Origin of the sequence: Methylobacterium sp. WL19, assembly GCF_008040005.1 — a bacterium.
GTDB classification, from domain to species: Bacteria; Pseudomonadota; Alphaproteobacteria; order Rhizobiales; family Beijerinckiaceae; genus Methylobacterium; species Methylobacterium bullatum.
Genome location: NZ_VRVC01000152.1, coordinates 1 through 11357 on the forward strand (window position 1 = coordinate 1; position 11357 = coordinate 11357).

Below are 11357 nucleotides of genomic sequence, written 5' to 3' on the forward strand. Positions count from 1 at the left end.
CTCTACGCCATGGCGGCGGCGAGCCGCGCCTTCACCGCCGCCGCTGCGATGCTGGGTCGCGACAGCGCGGCCGTCGCCGAGGCCCGCCGGATCTGCCTGGGTCTCACCGATGACGGGACGCCCGATGCCAAGGCGGCCGCGCATCGCCTCGGTGCCCTGGTGGATGAGGCGATCCAGGGTGGGACGAACGAGCCCCTGGAGATCCTGGCGCTACAGCGCGGCCTCGATTTCGCGCGCGCCGCCTCCTTCGCCGCGGACGGATTGAACGCCCTCTCCACCGGCTGCCGACCGAAGCGCGATGTCGCCCTGCCGACGCATCGCGACATGCCCGTGGCCCTTCGCGGCGCGGCGCGGGTGGGAATCGCCTTTGGCGCCACCGCCCTCCTCCTCATCGCCGCCGGCTGGCCCGCAACCTCCTTCGCCCTGGTGCAGGTGGCGGCGACCTGTTCGCTCTCGGCCATCGCGCCGGATTCGAAGGCCTTTGCCCGGGGCGTACTCATCGGAATGCCCGTGGCGGCGCTCTGCGCCGGAATCGTGCTCTTCGGCGTGCTGGGGGGCGAGCAGGGCTTCCCGCTGCTCGCCATCGCCATCGCGCCGGTGATCTTCGTGGCGTGCTTTCTCAGCCTGAACCCGCCGACCTTCGGAATCGGCTTCATCCTGCTCGTGTTCTTCATGGTCCTCCTGTCGCCGTCCAACCCGCAGACCTACGACGCACAGACCTTCCTGGCGAACGCGTTCCTAGTGACCATGGCGGCCTGCATCCTGTTCGTCGCGGTGCGGATCGTGCTGCCGATCTCGCCCGCCCAGCGCCGCGCCTTCGCCCTCGATTCGGCCCGGGATTCGGTGCTGGACGCGCTGGCCGGCGATGGCGGCGACGCCACCACCCGCACCAGCCTCAACAGCGATCGGCTGCTGCAATTCTCGCAATGGAGCTCGAGCAGCGCCGCCGTCCGCGCGGCGAGCCTGGACCGTGCCTTCGACCTAGCCCGGCTGGAATCCGCCGCCGCCCGCGCCCATGCCCAGCTGTGCCGCCTCCCCGACGATCCCGCCCTGAACGATGCCGCGAGGCAGGCGCGGGAGGGGCTGGAGGCGGCGGACGCGGCCACGCTCGCCCGGTCCGTTCGTGCGTTCCTCCGGCACGGCCGATCCGTGAGCGCCCCGACGCGGCTCGACATCGCCCGCCTCGTCAGCGACCTGGTGACGGCGGGCGGCATCATGGAGAGCCAGCACCGCCTCCTACGCCGCCTCGGCATCCTGCGACCGGCCTGATGGAGGCGCCCCATGCGGCATGACATCGATCTCGGCGGCGTCCTGATCTCGCCCTTCGTCGCCTATGTGCTGGCGGCCCTGGCCATCATGGTGCTCCTGCGCTTCGGCTTCAGCCGCATCCGCTTCAGCCGCTACGTCGCCAACCCGCCGCTGGCCGAGGCGGGGATCTTCGTCTGCATCCTCGCGCTTCTCATCATTCTCTTCTGAGCAAGGTGGCTCGCCGACATGGATCTTGCCTGACAATGGCCGACGACGATCTCTCCGACGCTCCCCCCTCCCGCGAGCGCGTGCCGTCCCTCGCGAGGCGCCGGCGTTGGCGCGTGGTGCGGCTCCTGGCGATCGTGGTGATCCTGGCCTGCGCCTGCCTGGCCGCCGCCCTGGTCTGGCAGTTCTACGTCACCGCGCCCTGGACCCGCGACGGGCGCGTCCGCGTTCAGGTGGCCAGCGTAGCGCCCCAGGTCTCCGGCCAGATCACCGAACTGCGCGTGTCCGACAACCAGACCGTCGCCAAGGGCGATGTGCTCTACGTCATCGATCCGGTGGATTTCGACATTGCCATCGCCACCGCCCAGGCGGAGCTCGAGAACCGCGAGGCCGACCTTCAGGTCAAACGGACCCAGGCGGCCCGGCGCGAGGCCCTGACCACCCTCTCCACCTCGGTGGAGGAGAAGCAGCAATATGCGGGCACCGCCAAGATCGCGGAGGCGGCGCTCGCCTCCGCGAAGGCGCAGCTGCATCAGGCCCGGGTCAACCGAGGACGCACGGAAGTGCGCTCGCCGGTGAACGGGCGCGTCACCAACCTCCTCCTGCGCGCGGGCGACTACGCCGCCGCCGGCACCGTCAACGTCGCGGTGATCGATACCGATTCGTTCTGGATCGACGGCTATTTCGAGGAGACGAAGCTGGCCCATATCCATGTGGGCGACGCGGCGAAGGCCGAGCTTCTCGGCTACTCGGCGCTCATCGACGGCCGGGTGGAGAGCATCACCCTCGGCATCAGCAACGCCAACGCCTCGCCGAGCACGCAGGGCCTGCCCAATGTCGACCCGGTCTATACCTGGGTGCGCCTCGCCCAGCGCGTCCCCGTGCGCATCCGCATCGAGAGGGTTCCCGAGGGCGTCACCCTGGTGGCCGGCATGAACGCCACCGTCTCCGTGGGCGAGCCCGGTGCCCATGGCGGCACGTTCTGGAAGACCCTGCGCGACCGCTTCACGGGACCCTCCGCCTCCTCCGGGCAGGAGCGTGTTTCGGGGGCGGCGGCCCGCTGAAGCCCTGGCCAGGAAGACGTCGCGCTTCGCCGAATGCCTCGGGGCAGTATGCCCGGGCGATGGAGAGGTGAAAACTTCTTCAGTATTGGCGCGAAGTTGAGCACGGATCGTGAAGCGGTTTCAACCGCGCTTAAGGACCATGAGCGATTCTTCCGGCATCTTCTCGGCTGGGTCGGGTCACGTGCTGAAATCCATCGACGCCTTTGAGAACGACCCGACCGCGGCGCCCGGAGACGGGGGCGTCACCGACGCGGTGGCCGGCATGGCGACACTCATGCGTCACGCCGCCCGCGCCAATGGACAGGCCGCCAGCTTCACCCGCGAGATCCGTCGCCAATCGACCGGCGTCGACCGTTCCTTGGCGGCGACGCTCGGCAGCGTCGGCCGCGACACGGCGGCGGGAACGGCCGAGCGCCTCCGCGGCGAGCTCGTGGATGCGGTCGGTCAGGCCATGCGCGAGATCAACGCCGAGATCGCCCGCATCGGCGCGCGCATCGACACCAAGGCCACCGAGGCGAGCCGGATCGTCGCCGCCATCGACGGGATCGGCGCGACGATCCGGATGCTGTCGTTGAACGCGACGATCGAGGCGGCGAGAGCCGGTGAGCAAGGGCGCGGCTTCGCCGTGGTCGCCGCCGAGGTCCGCGCCCTGGCCGACCAGACCCGGGAGAGCGCACGCAACGCGGCCGGCATCATCGATTTCTCCGATGTCCGCGCCGATCTCTCTGCCCTGCGCGTCTCGACGGACCATGCCCTGGACGGACTCGCCGGTTCCGTGCGGGCCACCGCCGACCGGATCGAAACCCTGCTCGGCGGTGTCGGCGTCGAACTGTCCGCGATCAGCGCCAGCAACGCCTCCATCGGTGAGGCTCTCGGTGCCATGCAAAGCAGCATCGACCGGACGGAGGCCAAGGCCGTCCGCGCCCTGGCTCTGGCCGATGCCACGCTGCAGGCGGCCGCCTCGGGCCTGCCCGCGCCGGACATGGCCCGGCACGGTCTCGCCCGCCGCCCGAAAGGTTTCGATCTCCTCGACGACATCCGGGCTCGCGGTACCCTTCGGATCGCCGTGGAGCCCGATTTCAAGGGGTTGTCCTTCCGCAAGGCCGCCGGCGGCGCCCTGCTCGGCCTCGACATCGCCTATGCCACGGCCTTCGCGCGGTCCCTCGGCGTCACGCCGGTCTTCGTCGAATGCCCCTGGGACCAGTGCACGGAACTGCTCGATGCGGGCCGGACCGCCTCCGAGGCGCCCGCCGACATCGTATGGTCGGCCCTGCCGCCGAGCCCGGGATTCGGCGCCATCGCCTATTCGCAGGCCTATACCCATCTCCACTACGTGCTGGCGCGCCGGACCGGCGACACGCGCATCCGCAGCCTGTCCGACCTCGACGGCCGGACGCTCGGCGTCATCAACGATCCGAGCGCCTACGCCACGTTGGAGGCCGCCGGACTGCGCTGGGCCGAGAACCTGCAGGCCAAGGGAAGGCGGGTGGCGACCCTCGGCAGCCTCGTGCCGATCACCGACCAGGGCCGCATCCACGACGCCCTGGCCGAGGGCGTCGTGGATGCCTTCGCCGTGGACGCGCCGATCATGCACTGGGCCTGCACCGGCGCCGACAGCCCGTGGCGCGGCCGCATCGAGATCGTGCCCGGCAACATCGCACCCGCGCCCTGGTACTACACCGCCGCCGTCGCCGACCATCCGAGCGCCTGCCGCCTGCTCATGGCGGCGGATGCCTTCATCGCTGCCTTCGCCGGCACGCCCGAGCGTGCCGCGATCGAGCGGCAATGGCAGGGCGGCGCCATTGCCGGCACGGGCGGTTACCGGGACGAGCCGGGAGGCTTGCGCGGCGCGGCGGAACTGGCGGCCGATTACGCGGAGGCGATGGGACGGATGCCCAATCTCGCACCTTCGCGCGGCGGCGTGGCACTCCGGAACGTTGCCTGAATCCGGCCCCGGAACGCGGACGATCCTTTGCCGACCACTTTGTCGACCACCTGGCCAACCACCTGAATGGGCAGCGCTTTTTAAGATGTGGCGGAATGGGAAAGAATACAGTTGCCGGAAAGACGAGATAGGGGCTTGACGTAAGGGCGATCCAGTCGCACCTTGATCATGTGCTCTTGAACAAAGCACAGCTCAAGCAACGAGGAGGCGTAGATCGGTTGTCGATCGCGACCAACTTAGAGGCAGGAGACGGGAATGACTCCACCCCAGCAGGATGCTGCGACGATCATCCGGGACTAATTCGGCCTGGACGTTGAGCAGCACAAGCGCGAATCACGGGACGGAAGCGGTCTCCGGGGCGCAGAAGCGGCCGATACGGCACGACTTCGAATGCGCAGAATGCCCCAATTCGACCGCTTCCGCCGCCGGTCCATTGTCTTCATCCGACGTGTCCGAGCCTCGAGGCCCGCAAACCTTCCCACATAACTGATCGCCGATTTTGAGAGAGCGTGGTTCAGCCCCCAGGGCAAAAAACCGCCGTCCTCATACCGCCGGATCATGAAAGTGTTGGATGCTCTCGCGATCGATCTCGGAAGCTTTTCGCCCGCGAGGGACCGGCTTGCCGAGCGCCATGGTCTCGTCAGCGCTGGCGGATCGGCCGCAGCGGGCCGTGGAAGAATCCGGGCTCCATCCCGATCTCGGCGGCGCGCTCACCGATCACGCCGAGGCCGCCCATAAGCCCCATGATCGGCGCATCCAGCAGGGCCGGATGGTTCAGGGCCTTGCCGATCTGGCGGCCCTCCCACCATAGCTCCGCGAAGAGAAGGGCGAGGAGGCCGAGCAATCCCCAAGTCTCCAGGCCCCACCCGAGGAGATAGACGCCGTAGAGCGGCGACAGGACCGTGCTGAGACGGGACAGGCCGATCACCCCGGCGAAGCCCAGGACGAGGATCAGGGGCAGGCGAACGAGAAGGCGCCGATACAGGCGCAAGGCCAGGTTGAGTTCCTCGACGGAGGAGTGGTCGAGCCTGAGGGGCATTTGGGATTTTCCTGTGCCGTTCGCGCGCCCGAGCGCCATGCCCCCCGATAAAAGTGGGAGATGTGTGGCTGACGGGCGCCCGCCCCGCCACCGGTGCCATCACGAGGGCCGACACGTGTGCCTCTAAGACATCTCGTTAGCCGCCTCCGCGCGCCCGCCGGCTCATGGCGCTGACCATGATGCGCCAGGGCCGATCGAGGATGTCTTTGTCGGGTTTGAGCAACCGGTTGAAATGAGAGCCTCGACAACGGCGCGGCGCGGGTCACTCGATCCCGAGCTTCGCCTTCAGCAGGGCATTGACCGCGGCCGGATTGGCCTTGCCGCCCGTGGCCTTCATGGTCTGGCCGACGAACCAGCCGAGCAGGGTCGGCTTTTCCTTGGCCTGCTGAACCTTGTCGGGGGTCTTGGCGATGATCTCGTCCACCGCCGCCTCGATGGCGCCTGTATCGGTCACCTGCTTCATGCCGCGCGATTCGACGATCTCGCGCGGGTCACCGCCCTCGGACCAGACAACTTCGAAAAGGTCCTTGGCGATCTTGCCGGAGATCACGCCCTCGCCGATGAGGTCGACGATGGCGCCGAGCTGGTCCGCCGAGACCGGGCTCGTCTCAATGCTGTGGCCTTCCTTGTTGAGGCGGCCGAACAACTCGTTGATCACCCAGTTCGCCGCGGCCTTGCCGTCCCGACCCTTGGCCAACGCTTCGAAGTAATCGGCGGAGGACCGCTCGGCGATGAGCACGCCGGCATCGTAGGGGGAGAGGCCGTAGGATTCGATGAAGCGGGCCTTCTTGGCGTCCGGCAGTTCCGGCAAACCCTCGGCCAGCGCATCCACATAGGCCTGGTCGAATTCCAGCGGCAGCAGGTCCGGGTCGGGGAAGTAGCGGTAATCGTGCGCCTCTTCCTTCGAGCGCATGGACCGGGTCTCGCCCTTGCCCGGATCGAACAGGCGGGTCTCCTGGGAAATGGTACCGCCATCCTCGATGATCGCGATCTGGCGCCGCGCCTCGACCTCGATGGCCTGACCGATGAAGCGGATCGAGTTGACGTTCTTGATCTCACACCGGGTGCCGAGCGGCTCGCCGGGCTTTCGCACCGAGACGTTCACGTCGGCCCGCAGCGACCCCTTCTCCATGTCGCCGTCGCAGGTGCCGAGATAGCGCAGGATGGTACGCAGCTTGGTCACGTAGGCGCGCGCTTCCTCGGAGGAACGCAGATCCGGCCGCGAGACGATCTCCATCAGGGCGACGCCCGAGCGGTTGAGGTCGACGAAGCTCTGGGTCGGGTTCTGGTCGTGCAGGGACTTGCCGGCATCCTGCTCGAGATGCAGGCGCTCGATGCCCACCGTGATGGTCTCACCCTCGGGCAGGTCCACCAGCACCTCGCCCTCGCCGACGATGGGGTCCTTGAACTGGCTGATCTGGTAGCCCTGCGGCAGGTCCGGGTAGAAATAGTTCTTCCGGTCGAACACCGAGCGGTGGTTGATCCGCGCCTTCAGTCCGAGGCCGGTGCGCACGGCTTGGGCCACGCATTCCTCGTTGATGACGGGGAGCATGCCAGGCATCGCCGCGTCCACCAGGGAGACGTGGTCGTTGGGCTCGCCCCCGAATTCCGTCGAGGCGCCGGAGAACAGCTTCGAGCGGCTCGTGACCTGGGCATGGATCTCCATGCCGATCACGACCTCCCAGTCGTGCAGGCCGCCCTTGATGAGTTTCTTAGGGTTCACGGCAGCGGTCATGATGGCCCGGATTCAGTGTTGCGCGGCGCGAAACCGCACCGGAAAGGTGGAAGGACCGGCCGGCGCGGTCAAGCGCGCAGGCGATAGAGCTGATGGGCGAGGAAGCCGAGGGTGCCCCACAGGAAGCCCGCCATCCAGCGAATGGGGAAGAAGGTCGGCCCGTCATGGCTGATCGGCGCCGGCCAGGGGATGCCGATGGCCGTGACGGCCCAGGACACCATAACCGAGATGGCGAAAGCCATCAGCGAGACCAGGATGACCTTCACGAACTGGTCCGACTTCCAGCCCATGACCAGGGCGATGGCGATCAGGACGGGATCGAACGCGGCCCAGATCCAGACGTCGAAGGGATAGACCGGAACGGTCATGGTCGCGCTTTCATGCCCACCACGCCTTCGGCAGCTTGGTCCGCCCGGCCGCCGTCTCGATCACTTGGGCGGCGGCGAACAGCGTCTCCTCGTCGAACGGGCGCCCGATGAGCTGGAGGCCCAGCGGCAGTCCCTGCGCGTCGAGCCCGGCCGGCACCGAGATGCCGGGCAGCCCCGCCATGTTCACCGTGATGGTGAAGACGTCCTGGAGGTACATCTCCACGGGATCGCCCGAGCCCTTCTCGCCGATGCCGAAGGCGGCGGACGGGGTGGCGGGGGTCAGGATCGCGTCGACGCCGGAGGCATAGGCCTGTTCGAAATCGCGCTTGATCAGGGTGCGGATCTTCTGGGCGCGGACGTAATAGGCGTCGTAATAGCCGGCCGAGAGCACGTAGGTGCCGATCATGATGCGGCGCTTCACCTCGCGGCCGAAGCCCGCCGCGCGGGTGTTCTCGTACATCCCGGCGATGTCCTTGCCGGGCACGCGCAGGCCGTAGCGCACGCCGTCGTAGCGGGCCAGATTCGAGGAGGCCTCGGCCGGGGCGACGATGTAATAGGCCGGCAGCGCGTAGCGGGTGTGCGGCAGCGAGATCTCGCGGATCGTGGCGCCCGCATCCTTGAGCATCGCGGCGCCCTTGTCCCAGAGCGCCTGGATCTCGGCGGACATGCCCTCGACCCGGTATTCCTTCGGGATGCCGATGGTGAGGCCCTTCACCCCCCGCGCCACCGCCGCCTCGAAATCCGGCACGGCCAGGTCGGCACAGGTGGTGTCGCGGGCATCCGCCCCGGACATGGAGCCGAGCAGGATGGCGCAGTCGCGCACCGTGCGGGCGATGGGGCCGGCCTGGTCGAGGGAGGAGGCGTAGGCCACCGTGCCCCAGCGCGAGCAGCGCCCGTAGGTCGGCTTGATGCCCACCGTGCCGGTGAAGGCGGCGGGCTGGCGGATCGAGCCCCCGGTATCGGTGGCGGTGGCGCCAAGGCACAGATGCGCGGCCACGGCAGCGGCCGACCCGCCGGAGGAGCCGCCCGGCACCAGCTTCGTGTCGGAGAGCGTTCCGTTTTCCTGCCGCCGCCAGGGCGAAACCACGTCGCCATAGGCGGAGGTCTCGTTGGAGGAGCCCATGGCGAACTCGTCGAGGTTGAGCTTGCCCAGCATCACCGCGCCGTCGCGCCACAGATTGTGGGTCACGGCCGATTCGTAATGCGGCTGGAAGCCTTCGAGGATCTTCGAGCCGGCGGTGGTGGCGACCCCGTGGGTGCAGAACAGGTCCTTGACGCCGAGCGGCAGGCCTTCGAGGGGCCGGGCCTCGCCGGAGGCGATCTTGGCGTCGGAGACCTCCGCCATCTGCAGGGCGCGCTCGGGCGTCTCCAGCAGATAGGCGTTGAGGCCGCGCGCCGCCTCGATCGCCGAGAGATGGGCCTTGGCGAGGTCGGTCGCCGAGAAATCCTTGGCCTTCAGCCCGTCGCGAGCCTCGGCCAGGGTGAGTTCGTTGAGATGGGTCATGCCGCCTGCTGTCCTCAAAGCCCGCCGGACCCCGTCGCCATTCTCAGGCGCCGCGCGGTCCTGGCCGGGCACGCATCACGAAATCGAGCGTGCTACTCGACCACCTTCGGGACGAGGAAGTAATGGTCCTCGGTCTCGGGGGCGTTGAAGACGATGTCGCGAGCGTGACCGCCGTCGGTCACCACGTCGGTGCGCTTCTTCATCGCCATCGGCGTGACCGAGGTCATCGGCTCGACGCCCTCGACATCGACTTCGGAGAGTTGCTCGACGAAGGCGAGGATGGCGTTGAGTTCGCCCTGGAGCGGCGCGACCTCCTCGTCGCTCACCGCGATACGCGCCAGATGCGCGATGCGCCTCACTGTGGTTGCGTCGACCGACATGCTGCCTTCGGACCTCGGGACCTGCGCCGGAACGCGCGTTCAGAGGCCGGGCTATAGCACCGGGCTTCGCGGCCCCGCAACGCCGGGGCGGGCGGAAGCGTCGTCTCAGACGATGGCGTTGCCGGGATGAGAGGGAGCCTCGACCACGATCCCCTTGTCCTGGCGGAGCGTTTCCGACTGCCGGAAGCCGAGGACGAGGATCTCGAGGGCCAGGGCGAGCATGAGCTTGTGCCGGAACGGCATTTCGCGCGTGGCGTCGACGTTCCAGGCGCTGCCGCCTTTGCCGGGCGACCGTAACATGCCGAGAACCTGGGAGAGGCGGCCGCGCCGATTCATGCTGTCTCCGTATCGTTATCAAATCCTTAACGAGCTTATGGCGCATTCGCTCCCGGTGCGGCTATTCCCCTTCGGACGTAGGATCGGGTCGCGTTGGGGATAGACATCATGTGGCAGACGGTGTTCGCGGATTTCACCGCCGGGCCGAAGGCCGATCCGGCCGATCTCGACCGCGCGGAGACGGAGCTGGGGTTCCCGCTGCCGGAGAGCTACCGCAGCTTTTGCCTCGATTGCGGAATCGGCCTCGCTTGCGGCTCCCTCCGCATCGCGATCCCGAGCCCCACCGAGAGCGCGGACCTCGGCACCCGTTCGGAACTGATCGCGCACAGCATCGCCTCCGTGCTGGAGACGCGGGAGGGGCATCGCTTCGAGGTGGAGGGCGACGATCCGAGCGTGGTCGAACGCGCCTGTTTCTTCGGTGAGACCGAAGCAGGCGAGTTCCTGTTCTGGGACGTGGTCGTCGGTGCGGACCAGACCGAGCGCCGGGAATACGAGATCTGGGTGATGGGCGCCGATCTCGAATCGGTGCGGTTCGGGGGCGCCGACCTCCCCGATCTCATGCGCCGGCTTCAGGGTCCTGCCGTGCGCGGCATTCTCGGCATGGGCGCCGAGCCCCTGCCCTCCAGCTTCCTGGGTCAGGTCTCGTGACGGAAGACGAGGTCCGGGCGTTCGTCGCGGCGTCCGCGGGCGGCCAGCGCCTCATCGGGATCGATCTCGGCACCAAGACGATCGGGCTCGCCCTGTCGGATGTGGGCCGGCAGATCGCCTCGCCCCTCGAGACCATCCGCCGGGTGAAATTCACGCCCGACGTCGCCCGCCTGCGCCTCCTGTGCGAGGCTCACCAAGTCGGCGGCCTCGTCATGGGCCTGCCCCTCAACATGGATGGCAGCGAAGGGCCGCGCGTCCAGGCCACGCGCTCCTTCGTGCGCAACATGAAGCCCCTGCTCGACCTGCCGGTGCTGTTCTGCGACGAGCGCCTGTCCACGGCGGCGGTGACGCGGGCGCTGATCGCGGCGGACGCCTCGCGGGCCAAGCGTGGCGAGGTCGTGGACATGCTGGCGGCGGCCTACATCCTCCAGGGATGCCTCGACCAGATCCGGGGTCTGCTGGGGGACGAGGAGCGCGAGGAGCGCGACGCGTACTGAGGGGAGCGGCGCGTCACGCCGCGGCCGGCGGCTCGTCGTCGCCGGGCTCGACCGGCGAATTGAGGATGTCCTCCAACTCGTCCACCAGCATGTCGATCTGGTCCTGGCTCGCCAGCACCTTGAGGGTCTGGCCGCTCTCGGTGGCGAGGGCGAGCTCGATTCCCGCGCCGGAGCGCGTGGCCAGGATGCGGGCGAGTTTGTGCGTGGCGCTCATGCGGGTCTCCCGTTCGGCTCAGTGTTGGATAGGTTCGGCGGCCAGCAGGGCCACCGCCACGGCCGGGCCACAGGTGGAGGCCCAGTCGGCGCCCTCCTCCGCGAGCGACGGCGCGATGAGGTCGGTGAGCGCCACGGCGGGGCGTCCCAGGCGC

Annotated in this window: 13 protein-coding genes and 1 pseudogene; 6 read left to right on the top strand and 8 right to left on the bottom strand. The window is 68.5% G+C overall.

Annotation, left to right across the window (positions count from 1 at the left end):
• The 4 genes from FV220_RS21820 to FV220_RS21835 form a co-directional block, all read left to right on the top strand.
• Positions 1 to 1269, top strand: a 1269-nt coding sequence (locus tag FV220_RS21820) for an FUSC family protein (RefSeq protein WP_187273493.1), incomplete at its 5' end; no start/stop codon positions are given.
• A gap of 12 nt (positions 1270 to 1281) precedes the next feature.
• Positions 1282 to 1476, top strand: coding sequence for a DUF1656 domain-containing protein (locus FV220_RS21825; protein ID WP_147833205.1), 195 nt, complete (start codon positions 1282 to 1284; stop codon positions 1474 to 1476).
• A 35-nt stretch (positions 1477 to 1511) separates the two neighbouring features.
• Positions 1512 to 2537 carry an HlyD family secretion protein gene (locus FV220_RS21830; protein WP_147833206.1) on the top strand — a complete coding sequence of 342 codons (1026 nt, stop codon included), beginning with the start codon at positions 1512 to 1514 and terminating at the stop codon, positions 2535 to 2537.
• A gap of 139 nt (positions 2538 to 2676) precedes the next feature.
• A complete protein-coding gene (locus tag FV220_RS21835) occupies positions 2677 to 4482 on the top strand; it encodes a methyl-accepting chemotaxis protein (protein ID WP_147833207.1) in 1806 nt (601 codons plus the stop codon).
• 640 nt (positions 4483 to 5122) lie between these two features.
• Here the strand turns inward: FV220_RS21835 and FV220_RS21840 are convergent.
• From FV220_RS21840 to FV220_RS21865, 6 genes are all read right to left on the bottom strand, one after another.
• Positions 5123 to 5521 (bottom strand): ABC transporter ATP-binding protein, encoded by a 399-nt coding sequence (locus FV220_RS21840; RefSeq protein WP_147833208.1) that lies wholly within the window; start codon positions 5519 to 5521, stop codon positions 5123 to 5125.
• 262 nt (positions 5522 to 5783) lie between these two features.
• Positions 5784 to 7256 (bottom strand): Asp-tRNA(Asn)/Glu-tRNA(Gln) amidotransferase subunit GatB, encoded by a 1473-nt coding sequence (gatB, locus tag FV220_RS21845; RefSeq protein ID WP_147833209.1) that lies wholly within the window; start codon positions 7254 to 7256, stop codon positions 5784 to 5786.
• A 68-nt stretch (positions 7257 to 7324) separates the two neighbouring features.
• A complete protein-coding gene (locus FV220_RS21850) occupies positions 7325 to 7624 on the bottom strand; it encodes a hypothetical protein (protein WP_056149352.1) in 300 nt (99 codons plus the stop codon).
• 10 nt (positions 7625 to 7634) lie between these two features.
• Complete coding sequence (gene gatA, locus FV220_RS21855) at positions 7635 to 9128, bottom strand: Asp-tRNA(Asn)/Glu-tRNA(Gln) amidotransferase subunit GatA (RefSeq protein WP_018043481.1); 1494 nt, start codon at positions 9126 to 9128, stop codon at positions 7635 to 7637.
• A 92-nt stretch (positions 9129 to 9220) separates the two neighbouring features.
• Positions 9221 to 9508 carry an Asp-tRNA(Asn)/Glu-tRNA(Gln) amidotransferase subunit GatC gene (gatC, locus tag FV220_RS21860; RefSeq protein WP_018043480.1) on the bottom strand — a complete coding sequence of 96 codons (288 nt, stop codon included), beginning with the start codon at positions 9506 to 9508 and terminating at the stop codon, positions 9221 to 9223.
• A 105-nt stretch (positions 9509 to 9613) separates the two neighbouring features.
• Positions 9614 to 9844: a hypothetical protein gene (locus FV220_RS21865; RefSeq protein WP_018043479.1), complete on the bottom strand. Its 231-nt coding sequence runs from the start codon at positions 9842 to 9844 to the stop codon at positions 9614 to 9616.
• 108 nt (positions 9845 to 9952) lie between these two features.
• Between FV220_RS21865 and FV220_RS21870 the strand changes: the two genes are divergently transcribed.
• Positions 9953 to 10492: an SMI1/KNR4 family protein gene (locus FV220_RS21870; protein ID WP_056149350.1), complete on the top strand. Its 540-nt coding sequence runs from the start codon at positions 9953 to 9955 to the stop codon at positions 10490 to 10492.
• Positions 10489 to 10989, top strand: coding sequence for a Holliday junction resolvase RuvX (ruvX, locus tag FV220_RS21875; protein ID WP_056149348.1), 501 nt, complete (start codon positions 10489 to 10491; stop codon positions 10987 to 10989). Before FV220_RS21870 ends, ruvX begins: the two co-directional genes overlap by 4 nt.
• Positions 10990 to 11002: 13 nt before the next feature.
• Here ruvX and FV220_RS21880 read toward each other — a convergent pair whose 3' ends face one another.
• Together FV220_RS21880 and FV220_RS26240 are read right to left on the bottom strand one after the other, a co-directional pair.
• On the bottom strand, positions 11003 to 11203 hold the full coding sequence (locus FV220_RS21880) for a hypothetical protein (protein ID WP_018043476.1): 201 nt from the start codon (positions 11201 to 11203) through the stop codon (positions 11003 to 11005).
• Between the two features lie 18 nt (positions 11204 to 11221).
• Positions 11222 to 11357: pseudogene (locus tag FV220_RS26240) on the bottom strand (H4MPT-linked C1 transfer pathway protein); the annotation flags it as partial.